The organism is Novosphingobium sp. PhB57 (assembly GCF_004342985.1).
Classification (GTDB): Bacteria; Pseudomonadota; Alphaproteobacteria; order Sphingomonadales; family Sphingomonadaceae; genus Novosphingobium.
Window position 1 is genome coordinate 1,154,304 of record NZ_SMBO01000001.1, and the last position, 23,818, is coordinate 1,178,121.

At 65.4% G+C, this 23,818-nt stretch carries 24 protein-coding genes and 3 tRNA genes; 14 read left to right on the forward strand and 13 right to left on the reverse strand.

All coding sequences use genetic code 11. From position 1 onward, the window contains the following. The first annotated feature begins 29 nt into the window (after positions 1 to 29). On the forward strand, positions 30 to 1,976 hold the full coding sequence (locus EDF58_RS05255) for an EAL domain-containing protein (RefSeq protein WP_243654077.1): 1,947 nt from the start codon (positions 30 to 32) through the stop codon (positions 1,974 to 1,976). 61 nt (positions 1,977 to 2,037) lie between these two features. Here the strand turns inward: EDF58_RS05255 and EDF58_RS05260 are convergent, their stop codons facing one another. The 4 genes from EDF58_RS05260 to EDF58_RS05275 form a co-directional block, all read right to left on the reverse strand. Further along, positions 2,038 to 2,802 carry a hypothetical protein gene (locus EDF58_RS05260; RefSeq protein WP_207912816.1) on the reverse strand — a complete coding sequence of 255 codons (765 nt, stop codon included), beginning with the start codon at positions 2,800 to 2,802 and terminating at the stop codon, positions 2,038 to 2,040. A gap of 149 nt (positions 2,803 to 2,951) precedes the next feature. Continuing rightward, positions 2,952 to 4,025 (reverse strand): linear amide C-N hydrolase, encoded by a 1,074-nt coding sequence (locus EDF58_RS05265; protein WP_132263251.1) that lies wholly within the window; start codon positions 4,023 to 4,025, stop codon positions 2,952 to 2,954. Between the two features lie 29 nt (positions 4,026 to 4,054). After that, positions 4,055 to 4,795 (reverse strand): hypothetical protein, encoded by a 741-nt coding sequence (locus EDF58_RS05270; RefSeq protein WP_132263253.1) that lies wholly within the window; start codon positions 4,793 to 4,795, stop codon positions 4,055 to 4,057. Positions 4,796 to 5,185: 390 nt separating this feature from the next. After that, the gene (locus EDF58_RS05275; RefSeq protein WP_132263255.1) at positions 5,186 to 6,202 is read right to left on the reverse strand and encodes a polyprenyl synthetase family protein; all 1,017 of its coding nucleotides are present in this window, start codon (positions 6,200 to 6,202) and stop codon (positions 5,186 to 5,188) included. 108 nt (positions 6,203 to 6,310) lie between these two features. Between EDF58_RS05275 and EDF58_RS05280 the strand changes: the two genes are divergently transcribed. Next, positions 6,311 to 6,613, forward strand: coding sequence for a chorismate mutase (locus EDF58_RS05280; RefSeq protein WP_132263256.1), 303 nt, complete (start codon positions 6,311 to 6,313; stop codon positions 6,611 to 6,613). 94 nt (positions 6,614 to 6,707) lie between these two features. Here the strand turns inward: EDF58_RS05280 and EDF58_RS05285 are convergent, their stop codons facing one another. From EDF58_RS05285 to EDF58_RS05300, 4 genes are all read right to left on the reverse strand, one after another. Then, a complete protein-coding gene (locus EDF58_RS05285) occupies positions 6,708 to 6,911 on the reverse strand; it encodes a hypothetical protein (protein ID WP_132263258.1) in 204 nt (67 codons plus the stop codon). A gap of 135 nt (positions 6,912 to 7,046) precedes the next feature. Continuing rightward, positions 7,047 to 8,363, reverse strand: coding sequence for a HAMP domain-containing sensor histidine kinase (locus EDF58_RS05290; protein ID WP_132264152.1), 1,317 nt, complete (start codon positions 8,361 to 8,363; stop codon positions 7,047 to 7,049). A gap of 187 nt (positions 8,364 to 8,550) precedes the next feature. Continuing rightward, positions 8,551 to 9,228 carry a response regulator gene (locus EDF58_RS05295; RefSeq protein ID WP_021232972.1) on the reverse strand — a complete coding sequence of 226 codons (678 nt, stop codon included), beginning with the start codon at positions 9,226 to 9,228 and terminating at the stop codon, positions 8,551 to 8,553. 146 nt (positions 9,229 to 9,374) lie between these two features. After that, positions 9,375 to 9,698 carry a PepSY domain-containing protein gene (locus tag EDF58_RS05300; protein ID WP_132263259.1) on the reverse strand — a complete coding sequence of 108 codons (324 nt, stop codon included), beginning with the start codon at positions 9,696 to 9,698 and terminating at the stop codon, positions 9,375 to 9,377. A gap of 152 nt (positions 9,699 to 9,850) precedes the next feature. Between EDF58_RS05300 and EDF58_RS05305 the strand changes: the two genes are divergently transcribed. The 3 genes from EDF58_RS05305 to EDF58_RS05315 all read left to right on the forward strand — a co-directional run bounded on the left by EDF58_RS05305 (position 9,851) and on the right by EDF58_RS05315 (position 13,602). Then, the gene (locus EDF58_RS05305; RefSeq protein ID WP_132263261.1) at positions 9,851 to 11,644 is read left to right on the forward strand and encodes an ABC-F family ATP-binding cassette domain-containing protein; all 1,794 of its coding nucleotides are present in this window, start codon (positions 9,851 to 9,853) and stop codon (positions 11,642 to 11,644) included. A gap of 150 nt (positions 11,645 to 11,794) precedes the next feature. Then, positions 11,795 to 12,367, forward strand: coding sequence for a helix-turn-helix transcriptional regulator (locus EDF58_RS05310; RefSeq protein ID WP_132263263.1), 573 nt, complete (start codon positions 11,795 to 11,797; stop codon positions 12,365 to 12,367). 23 nt (positions 12,368 to 12,390) lie between these two features. Next, a complete protein-coding gene (locus tag EDF58_RS05315; protein WP_132263265.1) occupies positions 12,391 to 13,602 on the forward strand; it encodes a glycosyltransferase in 1,212 nt (403 codons plus the stop codon). A 59-nt stretch (positions 13,603 to 13,661) separates the two neighbouring features. On the opposite strand, the gene secF is transcribed toward EDF58_RS05315, so the two are convergent. The 3 genes from secF to yajC all read right to left on the reverse strand — a co-directional run bounded on the left by secF (position 13,662) and on the right by yajC (position 16,699). Beyond that, positions 13,662 to 14,648, reverse strand: a complete 987-nt coding sequence (gene secF / locus EDF58_RS05320; protein ID WP_132263267.1) for a protein translocase subunit SecF — start codon at positions 14,646 to 14,648, stop codon at positions 13,662 to 13,664. 12 nt (positions 14,649 to 14,660) lie between these two features. After that, positions 14,661 to 16,274: a protein translocase subunit SecD gene (secD, locus tag EDF58_RS05325; RefSeq protein WP_132263269.1), complete on the reverse strand. Its 1,614-nt coding sequence runs from the start codon at positions 16,272 to 16,274 to the stop codon at positions 14,661 to 14,663. Positions 16,275 to 16,363: 89 nt separating this feature from the next. Next, positions 16,364 to 16,699 carry a preprotein translocase subunit YajC gene (gene yajC, locus EDF58_RS05330; protein ID WP_086491997.1) on the reverse strand — a complete coding sequence of 112 codons (336 nt, stop codon included), beginning with the start codon at positions 16,697 to 16,699 and terminating at the stop codon, positions 16,364 to 16,366. 294 nt (positions 16,700 to 16,993) lie between these two features. Between yajC and EDF58_RS05335 the strand changes: the two genes are divergently transcribed. The 5 genes from EDF58_RS05335 (at position 16,994) to aroQ (ending at position 19,026) form a co-directional block, all read left to right on the forward strand. Continuing rightward, a tRNA-Pro gene (locus EDF58_RS05335) sits at positions 16,994 to 17,070 on the forward strand. A gap of 177 nt (positions 17,071 to 17,247) precedes the next feature. Further along, positions 17,248 to 17,463 (forward strand): hypothetical protein, encoded by a 216-nt coding sequence (locus EDF58_RS05340; RefSeq protein WP_132263271.1) that lies wholly within the window; start codon positions 17,248 to 17,250, stop codon positions 17,461 to 17,463. Positions 17,464 to 17,603: 140 nt separating this feature from the next. Next, positions 17,604 to 18,017, forward strand: a complete 414-nt coding sequence (locus EDF58_RS05345; RefSeq protein WP_132263272.1) for a holin family protein — start codon at positions 17,604 to 17,606, stop codon at positions 18,015 to 18,017. A gap of 101 nt (positions 18,018 to 18,118) precedes the next feature. Next, complete coding sequence (locus tag EDF58_RS05350) at positions 18,119 to 18,484, forward strand: hypothetical protein (protein WP_165921333.1); 366 nt, start codon at positions 18,119 to 18,121, stop codon at positions 18,482 to 18,484. A gap of 104 nt (positions 18,485 to 18,588) precedes the next feature. Next, complete coding sequence (aroQ, locus tag EDF58_RS05355; RefSeq protein WP_132263275.1) at positions 18,589 to 19,026, forward strand: type II 3-dehydroquinate dehydratase; 438 nt, start codon at positions 18,589 to 18,591, stop codon at positions 19,024 to 19,026. Here aroQ and EDF58_RS05360 read toward each other — a convergent pair. Together EDF58_RS05360 and EDF58_RS05365 are read right to left on the reverse strand one after the other, a co-directional pair. After that, positions 18,990 to 19,514 (reverse strand): hypothetical protein, encoded by a 525-nt coding sequence (locus EDF58_RS05360; RefSeq protein WP_132263277.1) that lies wholly within the window; start codon positions 19,512 to 19,514, stop codon positions 18,990 to 18,992. The genes aroQ and EDF58_RS05360 overlap by 37 nt on opposite strands. A 20-nt stretch (positions 19,515 to 19,534) precedes the next feature. Next, positions 19,535 to 20,002 (reverse strand): Lrp/AsnC family transcriptional regulator, encoded by a 468-nt coding sequence (locus EDF58_RS05365; RefSeq protein WP_031342574.1) that lies wholly within the window; start codon positions 20,000 to 20,002, stop codon positions 19,535 to 19,537. A gap of 398 nt (positions 20,003 to 20,400) precedes the next feature. On the opposite strand from EDF58_RS05365, the gene EDF58_RS05370 reads away from it, so the two are divergent. From EDF58_RS05370 to EDF58_RS05385, 4 genes are all read left to right on the forward strand, one after another. After that, the gene (locus EDF58_RS05370; protein ID WP_132263279.1) at positions 20,401 to 22,350 is read left to right on the forward strand and encodes a HAMP domain-containing histidine kinase; all 1,950 of its coding nucleotides are present in this window, start codon (positions 20,401 to 20,403) and stop codon (positions 22,348 to 22,350) included. A 193-nt stretch (positions 22,351 to 22,543) separates the two neighbouring features. Further along, positions 22,544 to 23,566 carry a polysaccharide deacetylase family protein gene (locus EDF58_RS05375; RefSeq protein WP_132263280.1) on the forward strand — a complete coding sequence of 341 codons (1,023 nt, stop codon included), beginning with the start codon at positions 22,544 to 22,546 and terminating at the stop codon, positions 23,564 to 23,566. 46 nt (positions 23,567 to 23,612) lie between these two features. Beyond that, positions 23,613 to 23,688: transfer RNA gene (locus tag EDF58_RS05380), tRNA-Ile, on the forward strand. A gap of 48 nt (positions 23,689 to 23,736) precedes the next feature. Beyond that, a tRNA-Pro gene (locus EDF58_RS05385) sits at positions 23,737 to 23,813 on the forward strand. The last annotated feature ends 5 nt before the right edge of the window (positions 23,814 to 23,818 follow it).

Below are 23,818 nucleotides of genomic sequence, written 5' to 3' on the forward strand. Positions count from 1 at the left end.
CTAAGCAAAACTCTCAGGAGTTCACGTTTTTGCCTGACGCCAATGTAATCGAATACAAGATGCACCGCGCCGGGCATTACCCCTTGCCCGTGGCGCAGTACTTGCGTCTGCGCGAACGAATCCCGCCGCTCTACGGACTCTTGTCGGTCAATGCGGCCATCCTGGCCTATACGCATCGTGCGCTGGCTCCCGGATTTCTCACCCTTACGATCCCCGCCGTCCTCATCGCCTGCTGCCTGATTCGCATGCTGGTATGGCTGCGCCCCATCGGCCAGCGCGATCTGGAAGCGGATGTCGCGCTGCGGCGCATGCGCCGGGCGATCTGGCTGGCGCTGGTCTTCGCCATGGCTTTCGCCGTCTGGTCGCTCTGCCTCGACCGTTACGGCGGCCCTTACGAACATGGCCATGTCGCGGTTTTCGTGTCCGTCACCGTGCTCGGCTGCGTGTTCTGCCTGACGTTCCTGCCCACCGCCGCCCTGCTGATCTGCCTGACGGCACTGGGCATGTTCCTCGTCTATTGCGTGACGACGGGTTCGGCGACGCTCACCGCCGTGGCGATCAACATCGCGCTGGTGGCGGCCGTGATCCTCAAGATCCTGCGCGACACGTACGATTCGTTCGTCGAACTGGAGGTCGCCCAGCGCGACTTGCGCGCCGAACGCCGGCAGGCTCAGGCGCTGGGTGACGAGAACGCCCGGCTGGCGCAGACCGACGCGCTTACCGGCCTGCCCAACCGCCGCTATTTCTTCGCCACGCTCGAAAACCTGCTGGAAAGCGGCGAAGACAGGGTCTTCTGCGTCGGCCTGATAGATCTGGACCGCTTCAAGCCCGTCAACGATACTTATGGCCATGCCCAGGGCGACCGGCTGCTCCAGGTCATCGGCACGCGCCTCATTGCGCAGTGCGATCCCAGCGTGACGATCGCCCGCCTCGGCGGCGACGAATTCGGCTTCATCGTGCCCGGCGGCCCCGACGAGGCGGAAGCGATCGCGCAGAAGTTCTGCGCCGCCATCCGCAGCCCGGCCCGGATCGGCGAAGTGACGATGGCCGTCGGCGGATCGGCGGGAATAGCGATCTATCCGGAAAGCGCGCGCACCGCGCATTCGCTTTACGACCGTGCCGACTTTGCGCTCTACCATGCCAAGAATCACCGGCGCGGCCAGTGCGTGCGCTTTTCCGATCACCTGGAAACCCTGATCCGCTCCGAGCAGGCACTCGATGCAGCGATGCAGAGCGCGGACCTCTCGCGCGAACTCTCGGTCGCCTATCAGCCGATCATCGCCACCGAAAGCAACCAGCCAGTCGGCTTCGAATGCCTCGCCCGCTGGACCTCGCCCACGCTGGGCGTGATCGCGCCGGAAATGATGATCGCCGCGGCCGAACGCGTGGGCCGTGCCCGCGAAGTGACGGCGACCCTGTTCGATCATGCGCTCGATACCCTGGCCCGCCTGCCGCACCCCATCTCGGTCTCGTTCAACTTGTCGGGCCACGACATTTCGGACGCCGAGACAATCGGCACTTTGCTCGAACGGATCGAAACGAGCGGCAGCGACGCCCGTCGCCTGCTCTTCGAAATCACCGAGACGACCCTGATCGCCGAACTCGACACCGCTCGTATCGTCCTGGAGCGCCTGCGCGCCACCGGCGCCCGGATTGCGCTGGACGACTTCGGCACCGGCTATTCGAGCCTTTCTTCGCTGCACCAGTTGCCGCTCGACATGGTCAAGATCGACCGCAGCTTCGCGCCCCGGCTCGACGAGACCGTGGGCCGCCGCCTGATCTCGGCAATCCGTAACCTTGCGCGCGCGCTCTCGCTGGAATGCGTGATCGAAGGGATCGAGACCGAAGACCAGCTCCTCAGCGCCCGGATCGCCGGGTTCTCGCTGGCCCAGGGCTTCCACATCGCCCGGCCCATGTCGCTGGATGATATGCTGGCCCGGATCGAGACCTCTTCCAAGACCTGGCACATGGCCTGACCGGGCGGCTAGGACAGGCGGCTTGGCCCGGTTCAGTCCGCCATCCGCTTTCGCGGCCCGTTCAGATGTCGCTCTTGGTCCCGTAGTCGATGCGGATGCGCACCCAGGTCCCCAGCTGCGGCTTGCCGTTGATGCGCGGCGGAAGAACCTCGAACTGCCACGCCGCATTGAGCACCGCCCGGCCGAAGCCAGAGCCGCGCGGCGATTCGCCCAGGATCTGGCAATTGTCGACCTTGTAATGCTCCATGGTCTGGCAGGCGATCATGCCCCAGCCGGTATTGGGCCGCTTTTCCGGCAAGTACCCGCCCAGCTGCGCATCGGTGGGCCGGCGGAACCAGTCCGCGTTGTAGAGCGTCGCGCCGCCGGGGCCTTCGCCGGGGCCGTAAGTCCCGCCCGAACCGCCCGGTGCCGGAGCACCCTGCGCCAGCCCCTGCCCCTTCATCTTGCCGATATCCGCCGCGGCGAAGTCCTGGCTCGACATCTTGAGGAAGGTGAAAGCCGGTTTCTTCTCCACCGGCGTTTCGACAGGTGGCGTCGGCACTTTTTCCTGCACCACCGCGGCCTGCTGCTTCTGCTCGACCTTCTTTTCCTCGCGCTGCTTGGGCTGGGCCGGTTTGTCCCCGCCCTTGTCGCGATCGTGGTCGACGACATCGAACGTGGTCAGCGCGGTCGTCTTCTTCGCAAGTTCGGGAACGAGGCCCGTCTGGTAGATGGCCAGCAACAGCGCAAGAAGGATCAGCCCCGCAGAGAGGAACGATGATACGAGGCGTTGGCGCGGCGAGCCGGGTTGATAACCCGACGGCGCCTGCTCGGATTCGGAGGGCATGACGCGGCCTGAATAGGGTGCTTCCCCTGCCACCGCAATTGCGGCCTTATTGCAACTTCATTGCACGGTGGACTGTTGCGCGAAAAGCCCACCGTGCGAGCGATGCCGGGCACCCGCCACCGCCCAACATCCTTGAAAATAGCGGAAATTCAGCCCGTCAAACCCAGGAACCGGAACGGTGCATGGTCCACGAAGTCCTTGTTCGCCTCGCCCGAGAACGTGTGATCCTGATCTGGACCGAGATCGAGCTTCTTCACTTTGCCCGTCTCCTTCGAGAAATCGATCTTCTTCAGGTCGACCCAGAAGGTGTTGGGCGTCAAAGCCGATTCGAAGAAGTACAGCTGTCGCTTGTGATCGAAGACGATGCGCCAGCGGGTGGATGAGATGTTCGGTTCTTCCGGAGTGTTGATGCCATAGGGCACCGAGGCATTGCGGATCACGCTGAACACCGCGGCGAGCGCCTTGTTGGGGTCCGGTTCCTTGGGAATGGCGTTGATATAGAAGGAAGCTCGCGCGAAGCGATCCGCCGCTCGGTTAGTGCCCGGCAACATGGTCGTGCCGCCGATGCCTTTCCAGTAAGTATTGAGTGCCAGTTGCTCGTCGTAAGTCGGCGAATTGGTCATGACCTGGAACTGGCGACCGTGGTGGATCACCTGCTTGCCGCCGATATATTCCACGATGGCGCTGTCTCCCGTGGCGTCCGACATGGAGAGGTGCACGGTCGTCAGGCGGTCCTCGCCCGGCACACTGTCGGTGACGACCGTGAAAGGCTCCTTTTCGAACGCCGCCACGGCCTCGGCAACGGTCGCGAAGTTGTCGAGCGCATATTGCGCCCAAGCCGCGATCGTCAGCCCCGGCTTACCCTTGCCATCGAAATGCGGATATTCCGATTCGACCAGCCAGAGCATATTGGCGTTGAGCCCCTTCTCGTTGACACCGTCCGTGCTGGAGACGTCATAGCCGCTGACGACGACGCTGCCGTATTTCGAAGTCCACTTGATGGAATTGGCCCCCGCCTCGCCGCTCCGCGCCATGCCCCGCGGCAGGATCCACAAGTTGGAGACGATGTCGCTCTTCCAGTCCATCGAACGGGCCGTGATGACGTTGTCGTTCGGCCCCAGATAGACTGCCCGCGTGCAGGCATCGGCGGCGACACCCGCGGTCAACAGGCCCGGCACGGCCAGCGCGCAAAGCGCCCGCCCGAATGTGATCGTCATGCGCATCGGCAATTCTCCTCGTGGCAACGGAGCAATCAGAAGAGCATCGACAGTCCCATCAGCGGGCCGCGTTGCTGCATTTCCCAGACGAACTTGCCGCGCCCGGTGAAATCGGGCTGGTCGTAATCCTCGTAGATGAAGCGGTAACCTGCCCGCAGGATCGTGCGCTGCCCGAAGACATGCGTGCGGTACCCCAGCATGGCGACAGCATTGACGCTGATGTCGGAGCCGGCGCCGAAGCCGCCCACGTCGGCCTGGGCGAAAAGATTCCAGCGCCGCGAGAGATCGGCATTCATGCGCAGACCCACGAAGGGATCGACCCAGTTCGCCCCTTTCGCCGTCTGCAGGGCCAGGGGCGCGACGGCGGCGCTGGCCTTCAGGTCGGTCCAGCGCAGGCCCACGGTCGGTTCGAAAGAGACGTTCCGGGGATTGCCGAAGGCCGTCTCGCCCGGAAGCGGAACGATCCAGGCCTTGTAGTAGAACCCGCCCGCCACGCGCGTGGTGCGGATGCTGAGATCCACGGGCAGCGACAGCACCTGCTCGGTCTGCGAGGTCTTCACATGCTGGGCATCGAGATATCCGCCCCAGCGGCCGTTCACCACTTCGACGGTTCCCATGGCCGCAAGGTCGAGATGGTGGAAGATATCGCCGAAGGGCAAATGCGCCTGAGTCTGCAACCCGGCCAGGCCAAGGTCGCCGCCAATGGAAGCGCCCCAGACATAAGGACTGACGATGAGCGTCCAGCCGGTGCCGCCGCGTCCGGCCGGAGGGGGCATTGGGACCCGCCCTTCATCGACGGTATCGACAGAAACGCCGCCGGCCTGACCGCCAGAGGCATCATCCGGAGCACCTTGCGCCCTCGCCTCGGAAAGTCCGGCAAGCCCACAAAGCAGGATGCCCGCGAGAAGGAACCGAAATGAGGATCGACCACTTCGAACCAACGACGATCTCCCGAGGCAGGAACTCGTAACGCCGCGAACCTATAGCCATTGTCCTATAGTATCAACCTAATAGATCGACGCTTTACTCATTCATCCCGGCAGCCTCGTCGCAGGATTTCCAGCGACATTAAAGTTACGCCAACGATAACTATCGGCAGAGCACATACGAAAACGCCGGACAGATGCTGCCCGGCGTCCGATAACGAAGATGGAAAAGCCCGAAGCTCAGTAGCGGCGCGCCACCGCGAACTCGACCGCTTCGCACATGGCCTCCCGCGCCGCGCCGGCGGGGAAGATCGAGAGCGAATCGATGGCCCGCTGGGCATAGAGACGCGCGCGTTCCCGCGTCGCCTCCACGCAGCCGTGGCGGTTGATGAGTTCCACGGCGTGGGCCAGGTCCTCATCCTCGGTGCGGAAACCGGCGATGGCGTCTTCCCAGAACTTGCGTTCCTCGGCATTGCCGCGCGCATAGGCCAGGATCACCGGCAGGGTCATCTTGCCCTCGCGGAAATCGTCACCCTTGTCCTTGCCCGATTCGGAGGCTTCCGAATCGTAGTCGATGGCGTCGTCGACCAGCTGGAACGCGATGCCGAGATTGCGACCGTAGGCGTCGAGCGCATGCTCCTCCGCCTCGTTCTTTTCGGCAACGATCGCCGGAATGCGCGTGGCGGCGGCGAAAAGCGCAGCGGTCTTGGAACCGATGATCTGGAGGTAGTGCTCCTCGCTCGTCTCGATCCGGCGCTGGGCGGTCAACTGATCGACCTCGCCCTCGGCAATGATCGAGCTGGCCTTGGAGAAGATCTTGAGGACCTTGAGGCTGCCGTCTTCCACCATCAATTCGAAGGCGCGCGTGAACAGGAAATCGCCCACCAGAACCGTCGCGGGATTGCCGAAGACGATGTTGGCGGCGGCCTTGCCGCGGCGCATGTCCGAACCGTCGACGACATCGTCATGAAGCAGCGTGGCGGTGTGAAGGAATTCCACAGCCGCGGCCAGCTTGTGATGGCGGGTCCCTTGATAGCCGCACAGCTCCGCTGCCGCGACCATCAGCATCGGGCGCATGCGCTTGCCACCGCCCGAGATCAGATGCCCGGCAAGCGCCGGGATGAGCGGAATCTCGCTCTGCATCCGGTCCAGAATGACGGCGTTGACGCTGTTCATGCCGGGAGCGGTGAGCGCCAGCATGGGAGCGAGGGTAGGCTGCGACCCGCGTGCGCGCAGGGGAATGACATCGGCACTCATCGACCCGCGCATTGCGCGTTCGGCGTCCGTAACGCAAGAGCGAATGCCACGGGACGGTCGAACGCCCCGACTGGAAGAGGCGGCGAACCCGTGCTAGCGGACCACGCGATGACCCAGGACACTCCCGCAGCCGACCTCGTACTCGCCGGTTTCCGTGCGAGCATCGACAATATCGACGCCGCTCTGATCCACATGTTGGCGGAACGCTTCCGGATCACCCAGGCGGTAGGCGCCTATAAGGCGAAGAACGACCTTCCCGCCTCCGACCCCGGCCGCGAGGAACGCCAGATCGTGCGTCTGCGCAAGCTGGCGGAAGACGCCCATCTCGACCCCGATTTCGGCGAGAAGTTCATCCGCTTCATCATCGACGAAGTGATCCGCCACCACGAGCGCGCGAAGAACCAGGCCTGAGCCCAGGCCTTCAGGGAATCGGATCCGTATAGGGAGCCGTCGTCCCGGGATGGCCCGGGACGGCAGCTCCTGAAGGAAAAGCTGGCCCGGAAGGTCAGTCTTCCACCAGATCCTGAAGCTTCGACATCAGCGTCTGGATACGCGTGGCCGCTTCGGTGAAGGTCGCCACGTCCTCGCGGTTGTTGTTGCCGCGCGCTTCCTTGGCAGCTTCGACATAGCCTTCGAGATCGGCTTCGAGGGCGTCGACGATGATTTCGATCTCGTCCGACGACAGCGACAGGTTGATGGAATCGGTCATGAAAGGGTCCTTGATCTGGTAAACCGCGCCAATGGGGATGAATGAACGGAGCCGCAACCGCCTCTGCGCCGGTTCCCACGAAAATCCCGTCCGAAGCCGGATACGGGAAGCCGGGCGCCGGATGGGACCGTGAACCTAGGCATCGACCCGCGGCAGCTTGAGCTTGACCAGCAAGCCGCCCAGGTCCTCGCTCTCGTCGAGTTCCACGGTGCCGCCGTAGATTTCCACGACATCGCGCACGATGGCAAGGCCCAGCCCGGTGCCGGGCTTGCCGGTATCGAGACGCGCGCCGCGATCGAAGATGCGGATACGCTCGGTTTCGGGAATGCCCATGCCGTCGTCCTCGATCCACACTTCGCACAAGCGCGAAGTGCGATCGGGGTCCACCGTCACGAACACGCTGCCGCCGCCGTACTTGGCTGCATTCTCGATCAGATTGCCGAGAATCTCCTCGAGATCCTGCTTTTCAAGGGCCACGACGGCGTCGTGATTGCCATCCAGGTCCAGCCGCGCCTGATCGTAGAGCCGCTCCACCGCGCGCAGCACGGCCTCCAGGCTCGGCCAGACTTCCGCGCGCGATTGCCCGACGGCGCGTCGGCCGACCGCCCTCGCCCGTGCCAGATGGTGATCGACCTGGCGGCGCATGACCGCCGCTTCGCGAATCACGGTGTCCGAGAGGTCGGGCGCCTTGGCCGTGGCCGCGTTCATAACCACGGTAAGCGGCGTCTTGAGCGCGTGAGCGAGGTTGCCCGCATGCATGCGCGCTTCCTCGGCCTGTCTTTCGGTATGGGCGAGCAGTGCATTCAGCTCGTCGACCAGCGGTTCCACTTCCTGCGGCAGCGGCTGGGTGACGCGGCTGGCCCCGGTCGTGCGCAGCTTCTGGATTGCGCGGCGCACATGGCGCAGCGGGAACAGGCCGTACCAGGTCTGCATGCCCGCCATGAGCAGCAGGCCGAAGCCCAGCGCGACGAAGCTGTAGACGAGAATGCCGCGCACCATCTTGATCTGGTCGTTCAGATCGACCCGGCTGGCCGCGACCGTGAACATCCACTGGGCATCGCTGCCCGGCAGGATCACCGCCCGCTCCATCACGCGCAGGGGCTCGCCGGGAAACTGCGGGCTGTCATAGACGTGTTGCTGGGCGTCGAAATGCTCGGGCGGCACGTTGATGCTGCGGTCCCAGAGCGAACGCGACGGGAAATCCTCATGGCCCTTGGCGCGAATCTGCCAGTAGAGCCCGGAATTGGGCTCCAGAAAGCGCTGGTCGCCCAGCGGACGGATGAAGAAGACTTCGCCGTCCGGCCCGATTTCCACCGAGCCGATCATGCCGGTGAGCATGTAGCCGAGCTGCTCGTCGAAATTGCGCGTGATGAGGCCGGTCAGCGTCCGGTCGAGCGCCAGTCCGCCGACCAGCAGCAGGATGAAGATCCATCCCGCCGCGATCAGCATCATGCGGCGCGCGAGCGAGCCGGTATTGGCGGCCCGCACCTGGGCGCCGCCGCTCTCTCCGGTTCCCGGCGCATGGGACCCGGCTTCGCTGGATCCCGCCGTACCGGCCCCCGCTACACCGGCAGCCGCCGCACGGGACGCTTTCGTGCCGGATCCCGCTTCCGGGAGGCCCGTTTCCGGGGCTGACACGTCAGCCGCGGCCGGGTTCTGCGGGGTCGTCGAGGCTGTAGCCAAGGCCACGGATCGTCGTGATGACATCGGCACCCAGCTTCTTGCGGATGCGCGTGACGAAGACCTCGATCGTGTTCGAATCGCGGTCGAAATCCTGATCGTAGATGTGCTCGATCAGTTCGGTGCGGCTGACCACCTTGCCTTTGTGGTGCATCAGGTAGGACAGCAGCTTGTATTCCTGCGCGGTCAGCTTGACCGGCTCCCCGGCCAGGGTGACGCGGCCCGAACGAGTGTCCAGCCGCACGTCGCCGGCGGTCAGTTCGCTGGAAGTGTTGCCCGAGGCACGGCGGATCAGCGCGCGCAGACGGGCGATCAGTTCCTCGGTCTGGAAGGGCTTGGCCAGATAGTCGTCCGCACCGGCGTCGAGCCCGGCCACCTTGTCGGACCAGGAATCGCGGGCGGTGAGGACCAGGACGGGGAAATTGCGCCCTTCCCTGCGCCACATGCCCAGCACGGTAAGGCCATCGATCTCCGGCAGGCCAAGGTCGAGGATAACGGCGTCGTATTCCTCGGTCGAACCCAGGAAGTGGCCGTCCTCGCCATCGACGGACAAGTCTACGGCATATCCGGTCTGTTCCAGCGTGGTCTTGAGCTGGTTGCCGAGCGTGGGTTCATCCTCGACGATCAGGATGCGCAATTCGGTCTCTCCCTAAGAGGGCGGGCCCAATGAAAGTGGGCCGGTGGGGGCGGAGTTCAAATGGGGCGAAAGCCCGGCAGCGTCAAGCGACGGCCCCCGCGTTGGTTCCCGCGGATCGACGGGCCTGCGCTTCTACGCGGCATCGTTCAACGCGATTGGCCGATCACCCGCCCCGTGCGCGCGTCGACATCGACGTAGTAGACTTTGCCGCTCTGGATGAACTTCAGGCGATAGGCCATGGCGGCCGAATCGTAATCCGGGCCGAGATATTGCTTCCCGGACATGCGCGGCAGAACGATCTGCTCGATCTCGCGGATGGACAGGATGTTGCCGGCCTTGCGTTCGCGGCGCACCTCACCCTGCTCGCCGCCGGGATCGGCAGCATGCGCAGTCAGCGTGGGCACGACCGACCCGAAGGCCGCAAGAGCCAGCGCGGCAGGGGCCGCCAGGAAAGAAAGAGCCTGTTTCATATCGACTTGCTGCCTAAGCCCGCCGCCTTGAACAAGTCCTGAATGTGGCAGGAAGGCAGCGCCGGATCGGAGGTGTGGCCGAAAGTCCACGCTCGCGATGCCGCGCCGTGCGGCTTGCCAGCCCCCCGCCCGGCCCTGTAGGGCGCCGAGCCATGGCAATCGCACCTATTCTCAGCTGGGAAGGCCTCGGCCTGATCCAGGGCTCCGGCTGGCTCTTCCAGGACCTCGACATCAACATCGCCCCGCGCGACCGGCTGGCGCTGATCGGGCGCAACGGCGCGGGCAAGACCACGCTGCTCAAGCTGATTGCCGGCAGCGTCGATGCAGACAAGGGCACCCGCTCGGTCCAGCCGGGCACCCGCGTCGTCACGCTGGAACAGGACCCATTCTTCACCGGGTTCGACACCCTTCTCGATTTCGCCATTCACGGCGACGATGCCCCGCCGCGCCACGAAGTCGAATCGATCGCCGACCAGCTCGGCATCGACCTCTCGCGCGAGGCGAAGAGCGCCAGCGGCGGTGAACGCCGCCGCGCCGCCTTGTGCCGTGCCCTCGCCTCCGAGCCCGACCTGCTGCTGCTGGACGAGCCGACCAACCACCTCGACCTTGCCGCGATCGACTGGCTGGAATCCTGGCTGCAGCGCTACAACGGCGCTTTCGTGGTAATCAGCCACGACCGTACCTTCCTGACCCGCCTGACCAATGCGACGCTCTGGCTGGACCGCGGCAGCATGCGCCGCAGGGACATCGGCTTCGGCGGCTACGAGGCCTGGGAAAACGAGGTCTACGCCGAAGAGGAACGCGCCGCCCAGAAGCTGGACGCCAAGCTCAAGATCGAGGCGCACTGGCTGGAACGCGGCGTGACCGCGCGGCGCAAGCGCAACCAGGGGCGCCTGGCCAAGCTCTGGGAAATGCGGGCCCAGCGCGCGGCGATGATGGGGCCGCAGGGCGCCGCCAAGCTCGCCGTCGTGGCGGACGACAGCAAGACCAAGTCCGTCATCGTCGCCGAGCACGTCACCAAGACGTTTGGAACCGGAGAGGCCGCCCGCACGGTCATCAAGGACTTCAACTTGCGCATCCAGCGCGGCGACCGCATCGGCATCGTCGGCTCCAACGGCTCGGGCAAGACGACGCTGCTGAAGCTGCTGATCGGCGAATTGCAGCCGGATTCCGGCACCGTGACGCGCGCCGCCACGCTCGACGCCACCGTCATCGACCAGCAGCGCAGCCGCATGAGCCCGGAAATGCGCATTCGCGACGTCCTGGCCGAGGGCGGGGACTGGATCGACGTGGTGGGCGTGCGCAAGCACATCCAGGGCTATCTCAAGGACTTCCTGTTCGATCCCGGCCTGGTCGAGGCGAAAGTGGGCACGCTTTCGGGCGGCGAGCGCTCGCGCCTGCTGTTCGCCCGCGAATTCGCGCGAACATCGAACCTGCTGGTACTGGACGAACCGACCAACGACCTCGACCTCGAAACGCTCGACCTGCTTCAGGAAGTGATCGCGGATTACAACGGCACGGTGCTGATCGTCAGCCACGACCGCGACTTCCTCGACCGCACGGTCAACGTCACGCTCGGCCTCGACGGCACCGGCCATATCGATGTGATCGCCGGCGGCTATGCCGATTGGGAGGCCAAGCGCCGCCAGCGCACCGCCAGCGGCAAGGCCAAGGCGAAGGAGAGCGCCAATACCGCCGCTCCGCCGCCGCCAAGGAAGGGCAAGCTGTCCTACAAGGACCAGCGCGACTACGAGCTGTTGCCCAAGCGGATCGAGGAACTGGAAGCCGCCATCGCCCGCGACGAAGCGGCCATGGCCGATCCCGCGCTCTACACCCGCGATCCGGCGAAATTCGCCAGCCTGACCGCCGCCATCGATAAGTCGCGCGGCGAAAAGGAAGCCGCGGAAGAACGCTGGCTAGAACTGGCCGAACTGGTCGAGGGATAAGGGAGCCTGGTGCCCAGGCGCGGGAGGCGGGCAAGCCGCCGCGCCCACCCGCCGTCCCTTGCCAAGACGGCTCGCCGCGGCGATGAGGGAAACCAGATCGGTTAGCCCTCCGCCAAGGCTGCGCCGGATCGGCAAGGGGCCAGCTTCTCGATGATCAACCGCATTCGCGACATCCGGCTTCAGAAGGGCCTGACCCTGGCCGATGTCGCCGCCGCGTGCCGGCCCGTCACGACCGCGCAGACCATCGGCCGCCTCGAGACGGGCATGCGCAATCTCTCGCTCGTCTGGATGAACCGGATCGCCCAGGCGCTGGGTGTCGATCCGGAGAGCCTCCTGCGCAGCGAGGCCAGCGAGCCGGTCATGGTCGTGGCTCTCCTCTCCGAAGGCGGCGCCGAAAGCCCGCGTCTCCGGCGCGAGGCGCTGCTGCCGAGCGATCTTGCCGCCGACCTGCCATGGATGGTGATGGAAGTGGAGGCGACCTGCGGCGAATACCGCACCGGAGACCAGGTCTGGCTGCGACAGACGCCCCTGCACGAGGCTTCGCGCCTGCTGAACCGCGACGTGCTCGCCCCACTCCCCGGCGGCCGATTCGCATTCGGAAGGCTGATCGAGGGCGGCGGCGATGCGCTGGTCCTGCTGCCCCCGATCAGCGGCCAGCCGCCCGTACCGGTGGAACATCCCCAGTGGCTGGCCGTTGCGGACATGCTCGTCAGAAAGCTCTAACTTTCCGCCTCTAAAGGGAAGCCATGCGCATCCTCTCCATTGCCACGCTGTTTCCGAATCCGGTGAAGCCGTCCTTCGGCGTCTTCGTCGGCAACCAGATGCGGGCGATCGTCGCCGGGGGCGAGGTGGACCTCACCATGGTCAGCCCCATCGGCATTCCGCCCTGGCCGCTGTCCCGCCGCCATCCCTACGACAAGCTCAGGCACATTCCCGAATCCAGCAGCATCGCCGGCTTCGAAGTGCACTATCCCAAGTTCACGCTGATCCCGAAGATCGGCGGCGACACCAATCCCGGCCGGATCGCCCGCGCCGTGCTGCCGCTCGTCCGCCGCCTTCATGCCGAGCGGCCGTTCGACCTGGTCGATGCGCAGTTCTTCTTCCCGGACGGCCCCGCCGCCGCGCTGATCGCGCGCGAACTGGGGCTGCCGCTCACCATCAAGTCGCGCGGGGCGGACATCCATTACTGGGGACAGCGCCCCGTTGCGCTCAGGCAGATGCAGAGGGCGGCGCAGCAGGCCGCCGGAATGCTGGCGGTCAGCGAGGCCTTGCGCAGCGACATGATCGCCTTGGGCATGCCCGCCGAACGGATCGGCGTTCATTACACCGGCCTCGACCATGAGCGCTTCCACCCCGTGGCACGCGGCGCCGCCCGGGCGCTCGTCTCGGCGATGCCCAACCTCGGGATCTGGTCGGAAGGGCCGCTGATCGTCACGCCCGGCTCGCTGATCCCGCGCAAGGGACAGCGCCTGGTGATCGAGGCACTCACTCACCTGCCCGGTGCGCGTCTCGCCCTTGCCGGCACGGGCGAGGACGACAAGTCGCTCCATGCCCTGGCAGACTGGCTGGGCGTGGCCGACCGGGTGCAGTTTCTCGGCCTCGTCGGCCATGACCTGCTGCCCCATGTCCTCTGCGCGGCCGACGTGCTGGTCCTGCCTTCGGCCAGCGAGGGCCTCGCCAATGTCTGGGTGGAAGGACTGGCCTGCGGCACGCCGATCGTCATCCCCGACATCGGCGGCGCCCGCGAGGTGGTGAAGGACGAAAGCGCCGGCCGCATCATCGCCGAGCGCACCCCCGAAGCGATCGCCGATGCCGTGCGCGACATCCTGGCCGATCCGCCGAGCCAGCAGGACGTTTCCGCGAACGTCAGCCGCTTCTCCTGGGGCGTGAATGCCCAGAACCTCGTCCGCTTCTGGCGCGACGTGCTTTCGGGCGAGCCGGTCTACGCTGCGGCCTGATATGAAAAGGGCCGCTCCCTTGCAGGAACGGCCCTTTCGTCAGCGTGAGGTGCTTCGGCTCAGGGCCGCGCGCCGCCCTCGCGGGCGAGGCGTTCCTGGCGGTCGATATCGGTTTCCGTCTTCACGAAGGAGTCCGATTTCACGCCCAGCCAGATCAGGATCGGCGCGGACATGAAGATCGAGCTGTAGGTACCGATGAAGATGCCCAGGGTGATGGCAGCGGTGAAGCCGAAGATCACGTCGGGGCCGAGCAGCAGCAGCGAGACGAGCATGATCAGCACCGAGAGCGAGGTCGCGATCGTGCGCGACAGCGTCTCGTTCACCGAGAGGTCGAGCAGCTCGCTCATCGGCATGCGGCGGTGCTTCTTCATGTTCTCGCGGATGCGGTCGTAAACCACGATCTTGTCGTTCAGCGAGTAGCCCAGCAGCGTCAGCAGCGCGGCGACGATGTTGAGGTCGAACTCCATCTGCGTCAGCGAGAACATGCCCACGGTCAGCAGGATGTCCTGCACCAGCGCGAACAGCGCGCCGGCGGCGAACTGCCATTCGAACCGGATCCAGATGTAGATCGAGATACAGATCATCGCCAGGCCGAGGGCGAGCATGCCGGTGTGGAACAGCTCGCCCGAGACTTTGCCCGAGACCGAGTCGACGCCGTCGACACGGGCATCGGCGAAGTCATGACGCACCTTTTCGGTGATCTTGCGCGCCATGCCGTCGGCCAGCTTGGGATTGTCCTCCGCACCTTCCGGCAGCTTCATGCGGACCGAGACTTCGTTCGGCTTGCCGAAAGTCTGGATCACCGGCTCGCCGAAGCCGAGCGAATCCACGCTGTCGCGCAGCTTGCCGACCGGCGCCGTGGCGCTCTGCTCGAACGTCACGCGGATCATCTGGCCGCCGACGAAGTCGACACCCAGGTTGAGGCCATGCGTGAACAGCAGCACGATCGATGCCGCCATCGCCAGCAGGTTGGTGATGAAGAACGGCCACTGCCAGCGCAGGAAGTGGATGTTCGTGTGATCGGGAATGAGCTTGAGGAGCTTCATGCGCCAGTACCTTTATACGTTCAGGTCGCTGGGACGGGTGCGACGCAGCCAGCCCGCAACCCACATCCGGCTCATCGTGACGGCGGTGAACACCGAAGTCGCGATACCGATCATGAGGACGACCGCGAAACCGCGGACCGGACCCGAGCCGAAGGCGAACATCAGCACCGCCGAGATGGCGTTGGTGATGTTGGCGTCGAAGATGGCGCGGCTCGCCTCCTTGTAGCCCAGCTCGACCGACTGCACCACGCGGCGGCCGCGATGGCGTTCCTCGCGGATACGCTCGTTGATGAGCACGTTGGCGTCGACGGCCGCACCGATCGTCAGCACGAAGCCGGCGATACCGGGAAGCGTCAGGGTGGTGCCCAGCACCGCCATCACGCCCAGGATCATCAGCACGTTGATGACCAGCGCCAGGTTCGCATAGGCGCCGAGGCGGCCATAGGTCAGGAAGATGAACACCATGAGCAGCAGCGAGCCGACGCCCATGGCGACGACGCCCTTCTGGATCGAATCGGCGCCGAGGTCGGGACCGACGGTGCGTTCCTCGACGACGGTCAGATCGACCGGAAGCGCGCCCGAACGCAGGGCGATGGCGAGCTGCGTGGCGGACTGGACGTTGAAGCTGCCCGAGATCTGGGCGCTGCCGCCCAGGATCGGCTCGTTGATGCTGGGCGCGGAGAGCACTTTGCCGTCGAGGATGATGGCGAAGCGCTTGTTGACGTTCTCGGTCGTCAGCTTGGCGAACTTCTCGCCGCCCTGCTGATTGAAGGTGATCGAGACGACCGCCGCGTTGGTCTTCGGTTCGAAGGCCTGCTTGGCATCGGTCAGTTCGTCGCCCTTGATGCCGCCCAGACGCTTCACCGCGATGGCGGGAACGCCGCCGGCAGCCGGCGAAGTGGGATCGGCATAAGGCACGATCTCGTCGCCCGGAGGCACGATGCCCTTGGCAAGATCGCTGGGCACGGCCGTTTCGTCGACCAGCTTGAATTCGAGCTTGGCGGTCTGGCCAAGCAGGTTCTTCAGCGCCTGCGGGTCCTGGAGGCCGGGCACCTGCACGTCGATGCGGGTACCGCCGAGGCGGCGGATGTCGGGCTCCTTGGTGCCGAGCGCGTCGATGCGCTTGCGGACCACTTCGACCGCAGTTTCCATCGCATTGCTGATCGCCAGGTCGATACCGGCCTGGGTCGGCACGAGGATGAAGCGCGTGCCGTCTTGTACGGTGATGTCCCAGTCACGCTGGCCGGTCAGGCCCGCGCCGGAGGTCAGCGGCAGGATGGCTTCCCGCGCGGCATCCACCTGCGAAGCGTCGCGCACGGTGAAGGCCAGCTGGCCGCCGTTGCTGGAAAAATCGCCGATGGCGATGGTCGGGCTGGCCTGGCGCAGGCGCGTGCGCACGGATTCTTCCATGCCTTCCAGGCGCTGCTGGACGACCTGCTTGCGGTCGGCCTCCAGCAGGAGGCGGCTGCCGCCGGCCAGGTCGAGGCCGAGATTGATCTTTGGCTCCGGCAGGAATGCGGGCCAGCGCGCATTGGTCAGCGAGACCAGCGACGGCACGGCGCAAAGGGCGATGACGATCGTCAGCGCCCAGTACCAGAGCTTCTTCCAGGTAGGAAATTCGAGCATAGCCTGTGGCTTCTCTCCGAAAGAGCGCCCGGTCCAGGGCGCTCCATGATATCGGGAATCGCCAGGTTCAGCCCGGCGATGCCGGAAATTCAGTCGTTTGCGGGCTTCGAGCCGGCCGGCGGGATCACATCGACGATGGTCGACTTGACCGCCTTGACGACGACGCCCTGCGCAAGCTGGATATCGGCGTAGTTGTCGTCGATCTTGACGATCTTGCCGACGAGGCCGCCTCCGGTCAGCACTTCGTCACCCTTCTTGAGCGCCGAAAGCTTGTTCTTGTGCTCCTTCTGCTGCTTCATCTGCGGACGCAGGATGAGGAACCAGAAGATCACCGCCATCGCGACGAAGGGCAGGTACTGGATCCATGCCGGCGGCGCGCCGGCAGGAGCGGCGGCGGCGAGCTGGTTGAGAATCGAGCTTTGCATTGAACTGAAGGGCCTTCTCGTCGTGTTCGTGCCGGCGCGGCAATACGCGGCATCCGATCTGCCGCACGCCTCGCCGGGAAAATCCATTCATGGACTTTGCCGGATGCGCGCGGTTAGCAACAAAGCGGAGCACTGGCAACGCGCGGCCTTCCTGCCGAAAGCCGCCATCCCCCGTGGGCCTCACCGAAGCCGTCGCCAAATAGGTATCCACAAGTGCCGTTCAAGCACCGTGAAGAAAGTGTCATTCAGACGCTTGCGCTCTCGAAAAAGGCCTCCTATAGGCCGCGCTCCGGTCGGGACGTAGCGCAGCCTGGTAGCGCATCACACTGGGGGTGTGGGGGTCGGAGGTTCGAATCCTCTCGTCCCGACCAATGAAAAACGCCGTCTCCTGCTTCGTGCGGGAGACGGCGTTTTCGTTTCAGCCCTCATTTCGTTTCAGACAGGACCGCGTCCGATTGGGATCGGAACCCAGGCTTGATACGTTGCCGAGGGCGAATCGCCTGCGACGGGTGACCAACCAGCACGGCGCAGAACGCGGGAGAATGTCGATGTCCTCTGAGAATCCTAGCTCCAGCGAAGAGCGCAATGCCGCGATCTACGTCGCCGTGATCGATGGCGCGACTTACGGCGATCTGGCCAAGCGATACGGCATCAGCCGGGTTCGCGTGCAGAAGGCCTATGCCCGCGAGCGCACCAATGCCTGGGAAGCGCGCCGGCAGGGCGAAACCACTTATCTCGACCGGCCGATACCGTCCGACGTCTGATCCGCGGGGCGGCTGGAGCAGTTCCTCCCCGCCTCACTTCCTGCGAGAACCGCCGCATGCGGCGATGACTGGCAGCATTTTCCTACATCGATCGCTTCGATTATCTGGTTGCGGGCCACCATCCTAGGGAGTGCCCGCCAATGCCCCTGTTCGATTCTATACTCGCGCCGGTCTCGAAGATCATCGACAAGGTGATCCCCGATCCCGATGCACGGGACCGCGCCAAGCTGGAATTGCTGAAACTCGAAAATTCTCAGGAATTGCAGATGCTTCAGGCAGGTCTCTCGCCGATCGTCGCAGAAGCCGAGTCGCGCGATCCCTGGACCAGCCGGGCCAGGCCGAGCTTTCTCTACGTCATCTACCTCATGATCCTGTGGTCGCTGCCCATGGGCCTGATCGGTGCCCTGAGCCCCCGGACCGCCGAAGCCATCGGCAGCAGCATGTCGGCCTATCTGAACGGTATCCCCGAGCCGCTCTACGCCCTCTTCGGCACCGGATACCTCGGATATTCGGCGATGCGGCAGTGGGGCAAGGCCAGGGGCTCGGACCGCTAGATTTTCGCCCGTTAAGATTAAGCCAAACCTTCCCCGCTAGAGATCCCGGCAGGACCGTCACTTTTGCGGTCTCACGGCGATGTCTGGCGGGGAGCCACTGCGTGTTTCGGAATGTCTTGCCCATTGCACTGGTCTTGAGCCCGGCCCTGGTGCTGGCGGCCTGCGGGCCGAGCCGCGAGGAAGAGCTGGAAAAGCAGCTTGCCGCGGCGAAGAGTTCCGCGGAACAGGAAGCCTCCGCCCGGCAGCAGGCGGAAAGCGCGGCAGCCTCCGCGCGGCTCAAGGCCAACGACGCCGAACTCGCGAAGTTCTATCAGGGCGACGCCGATGCCGACCAGTCGGAGGCGGAAACGCCGCCGGAGGGTGCGCAGGATGCTGCGCCCGACTTCGGCGGCAGCGCGCCGCAGCCTCCCGTCGGTACGCAGGCGGACGGCCGCCCCATCGGCGACCAGATGCCCGCACCCCGCTGACGCGCCCCGCTTCTTTGCCGGTTCGGCGCCTTGGGGTGTTTCCAGCGGGCCTGAAAATACTCTAGAGCCGCGCCCGGATAGCAACCGCACCGGGAAATCGCGAAATGGCCAGCAAGCTCGTCTACGTCCTCAACGGACCGAACCTCAACCGCCTGGGCAAGCGCGAACCGGGCATCTACGGTTCGCAGACGCTGGACGACATCGGCGCCATGCTGGTGGAGCGCGGCGAGACGCTGGATTGCTCCATCGAGATGCGCCAGTCGAACCACGAAGGCCACCTGATTGACTGGCTGCACGAAGCCGAGGACGAAGGCGCCCATGCGGTGCTGATCAATCCCGGCGCCTATACGCACACCTCGATCGCGCTGCATGACGCGATCCGGTCTATCAAAGTGCCGGTGATCGAGGTGCACCTCTCGAACCCGCACGCCCGCGAGGAATTCCGCCACACGTCATGGGTCGGCATGGCGGCCAAGGCGACTGTCGCCGGTTTCGGTGCGAAGAGCTATCTGCTGGCGCTGGAGGGCGCTGCCGCGCTCTGACGCGCGGGGCATTTCACCGCGCTGCCCGTGCCGTCCCTGACGGACACGACATGCTGGATCAAGACAGCCACCTCACCGCGCGGATCGGGCGACATTCCGTCCTGAACGACGGCAACATCGCAGATCCCCGCGCGGACGAGATCGAGAAAGATCGGGTGAAGCTGGCTGGGACCGGCACTCGCCTCCACCCCTATCGCCACATAGGACGTGGGGCTCCACTTCGTGACAGAATCGGAGGCGCGATAAGGGCGAATGTGATCCTTTATCGCGGTGACCGGCCGGCCGCGGGCCTGCCAGGTTCCCTTTGCGGCATCATAGCGCGGCAGTGAAGGCAGGTCCTGCGCCGCGATGCTCGCATATTCGAACGTCGCGCCCAGCACGAAGTCCGGCTCGGGCTGACTGCTTCCCCGTGTGAACCACCAGAGGTTCCCGGCTGCCAACAGCAACGCCGCGCCCAGGAGCAGGACGCGGCGCCTTTTTTTCGTCATTGCCACGCGGTGATTCGCTTTCAGGCTTCCAGCGGAACGCCCGGCACGCTTTTGGCGGTGCGGATCGTCAGCGAGGTCTTGACGCTGTCCACGTTCGGCGCGGGCGTCAGCTTGCTGGTGAGGAATTCCTGGAAGCTCTGCAGGTCGCGGCTGACGATCTTCAGAATGAAGTCGATCTCGCCGTTGAGCATGTGGCACTCGCGCACTTCGGGCAGACCCTTCATGTGGTCCTCGAAGGCGCGCAGCGATTCCTCGGCCTGGCTCTTCAGGCTGACCAGCGCGAAGACGGTGATGGTGAAGCCCAGCTTCGAAGCGTCCAGATCGGCGTGGTAGCCCTGGATGATGCCCGATTCCTCCAGGCTGCGCACACGGCGCAGGCACGGCGGAGCGGTGAGACCGACGCGCTGGGCGAGTTCGACATTGGTGATGCGGCCCTCGTCCTGCAACTCTGCAAGCAAGCGGCGATCGATGTCATCGAGATTAATCATGCGAAACTTTCCTTGCGGGCGCGCAGCGTGATCCGGCATGCAATATCCACTCGAAAACGCTGACACCCCTGTAATAATATTATCCCTTAGCGTAATCGTCCCGCATTGCAACGCCTACAATCTGCCGACTTACAGCGTCTGCACAGTTTGCTAGAGAGCGTTTTCGCATAGGCCGGCGGCCGGATTTGCGGGCCTTTCCGGCTCCTTTCCCCCATCGGCGGAACATGGAAGACCGGCAAAGCCTCATACCGGGCGGGCAGGAAACACGGGCGCTGCGGCATTTTTCGAAGTAAAGTTCGCCCCTTGGTGACCCTGACTTAACCTCTAAGGGCCTACTTCGGGTAACATTAGGGATAGGGCGGCTTCGCAAGGGCTTGCAGACCGCCTATGGAGCCGGAATGCATTTCGACGATCGCCTTGCCACGGTACTGCGCCTGCCGTCCTCCGGGGACGCGCTGGCGCGCATCCAGTACCGGCAGTTGATCGACATCCTGGGGCGCCTGCCCGAGGACGCCCGTTCCGACGCCATCGAGGCCGGCTTTGCCCGGGTCGAGGAACTCGGCGCACAGATCGGCGCGGCAGACCGTGCGCGGCTGGTGCGCCAGCCGCTCCAGCCCCTGACCAATGCCCGTCTGCTGGCCCTGTTCGCCGAAGCGGAGCCCGAGGTCGCCCTGGCTGCCATCGGCACGGCGCGGCTGGACGAAGCGGGCTGGCTTCGCCTCGTGCCCGCCCTGCCCGTGCGCGCCCGCGGCATCTTGCGCCACCGCCGCGATCTCGGCCCGGAAGTCGGCGCGCTGCTCGACCGCCTGGGCATCCAGGATCGCGGCCTGCCGCCCGCGCCGAACGCGCAAGTCCTGGAAGTGTCCGTTTCCACTTTCGAAATTCAGTTTCCGAGCGAGGCCGCGAGCGAAAGCCACGCCCCGCCTCAGACGCTCGTTGAGGGCGAGCCTTTCGACTTGCTCGACGAAGCCGAGCTTTCGGACGCCGAAGAGGAACCGGAGACGGAGCACCCGCGGGGCGCCGAGCCGATCTCCTTTGCCGATTTCGAACAGGCCGCCACCTCGCGCCGATCGGCCGCGCTGCGCAGCGGGCTGGAGGCCAGCGGCGGCGGGACCGGCCTGGAAGGCGGCGACGGCATCGGCGCGATCGTCCGCCGCATCGAGGAATTCCGCAAGGCACGCGAGCATCACGCACCGGGCATTGCCGGCGGCTCTCCTCGCCTGCCTTTGGGCGATACGCCCAGTGCCAGCGCCCCCGCCGCCATGGATTTCGCGACAGATTCGGAAGGCCGCGTCTGCTGGGCCGACGGTTCCCATGCCAGCGCGCTGATCGGCCTCAACCTCGCGGCGCTCGACCCGATGGTGAGTGAGCCGCTCGATCCTGCAGCGCCGCTGCCGTCCGTGCAGATGGCCTCGATGCATGTTCCCGGCCTGGCACTTTCCATCCGGCACCGCCAACCCCTCCGCGCGGTTGCCATCGAGATCACCGGCGCGCCCGCCGTCAGCGGTGCCTGGCAAGTGGATGCCGTGCCCCACTTCGACCCCGCGAGCGGCCGATTCACAGGCTATGCCGGGCGCCTGCGCCGCCCCGGCAAGATCGCCGCCGTCGACGCAGCCCCGGCCGCCGAACCCAGCGAGGCGGACCGCATGCGCCAGGTGCTGCACGAACTGCGCACGCCGGCCAATGCCATCCAGGTCGCCGCGGAGATCATCCAGCAGCAACTCTACGGCCCTGCTCCGCACGAATATCGCGCCCTTGCCGCGGCCATCGCCGGGGACTGTGCCCATATCCTGGCCGGATTCGAGGAACTCGACCGGTTGGTAAAGCTCGAATCGGGCGCCCTCGGCATCGAATCGGGCGAAAGCGACCTCGTCGCCGTCCTGTCCGAGACCGTTGCGCGCCTCAAGGCCTGGACCGAGCCGCGCGGCAGCGGTTTCGTCCTTCCCGAAACGGGCGGGCCGGCGCTGCCGATCGCCATCGAGCGGACCGAGATCGAGCGCATGATATGGCGCGTCTTCGCCGTACTCGCAGGGATGACCGCGCCGCACGAACTGCTGCCGGTCCGGCTCGCCGTGGAGAACGGGCGCGTGGCCATGCGGGTGACTTTGCCCTCGCTGCTGCTGGCGCGCGATGCCCAGAGCCTGTTCGAAACGCCGGTGAGCGAGCGCGGCCAGTCGCTTTCCACCGGCATGTTCGGCATCGGCTTCACCTTGCGCCTGGCAGCGGCCGAAGCCGACGCTGCCGGTGGCAGCCTCCAGCGCGACGGCGACGAGCTACGGCTGTCGCTTCCCGCTTTCGCGGCATCGGCGCTGGGCCGCGTGCAGGACGCCGAAAGCCGCGCGCTCTGAGCCGCTCGCGAAGAGGGTTCCAGACCGTGCGGGGGAAGGCTTTCGTCCCGCCCCTTTACCGAAGCGGAACACTTTTCCTCTAGTCCGTTCCTGCCGTACTTGCGGATTCGCAGGCCAGCCTGCCTGGTCCCGGAGCCGCTTCGTCCATATTGTCGTTCTGTCGGATGCGACCCGATTGAGGGAATTTTCTGTCTTGCCGGGGACCAACCTCCTCCTGCCGCCGCGCGCCGATGCCCTTGCGCAATTCAGCGAGGGATTCGGCCAGCGTTTCATCGTCACGGTCGATACCGAGGAAGAGTTCGACTGGAACGCGCCGCTCGACCGGCACGGACATGGCACGCTTTCCGTCCCGGCACTGCGCACGTTCCAGCAGTTCTGCGAGGAGTTCGGCGTTGTGCCGATCTATCTCGTGGATTATCCGGTCGCCGATTCGCCGCTGGCACCCGAAGCCATCGGCGAAGCGGTCGCGGCCGGGCGGGCGGAAGTGGGCGTCCAGCTTCACCCCTGGGTGAACCCCCCGTTCGACGAGGCCGTCACCGAATTCAATTCCTACGCCGGGAACCTGGGCTTCGAACTGGAGCGCGAGAAGTTCGCGCGCCTTCACGGCCGAATCGTCGAGGCGTTCGGCACGGCGCCGCGCATCTACCGGGCGGGCCGCTACGGGCTCGGCCCGCGCACTGCCGAGATCCTGGACGAATTCGGCATCGCCATCGACACTTCGGTACGCGCGCGGTTCGACTACAGCGCTTCCGGCGGCCCGAACTATCGCACCCATCCGCTGCAACCTTATTGGACGGACAGCGCGCGACGGCTGCTAGAGCTGCCGCTGACCACCGTCTATTGGGGACCGCTGCGGCAGCTTGGCAATACGATCTACCCCGCGCTCTGGCGCATGCCGCAGCTGCGCGGCGCCCTCGCCCGTGCCGGACTGCTGGAGCGCATCCCCCTGACGCCGGAGGGAATCACGGCCGAGGAAGCGCTGCGCGGCGTCGACGTGGCCATCGATGCCGGGTTGCCGGTGCTGGTCTTCTCCTTCCACAGCCCCTCGCTCGTTCCCGGCTATACGCCTTACGTGCGGGACGCGCAGGATCTGGACGCGCTCTACGGCTGGTGGCGCACACTTTTCGCGCATCTGGAACGCCGCGGTGTAAAACCGAGCAATGTTGCCAACATCATGTCCAGCGTAGCGCTTGCGCAGAACGAATTGCCAAGCTAACGGGCTTCTCGTCCGGCCTCGTCGATGGAGCCGGGCGTGGCAGTTGGGGCCTGTAGCTCAGCGGTTAGAGCTGGCCGCTCATAACGGCTAGGTCGCGGGTTCGAATCCTGCCGGGCCCACCAACGGCACCGGGACTTCTGGTCCCGGATCAACATCGACGACCGAAGGGTCGGGGAGTGGCGCAGCCCGGTAGCGCGCTTGCTTTGGGAGCAAGATGTCGCAGGTTCGAATCCTGTCTCCCCGACCAATTCG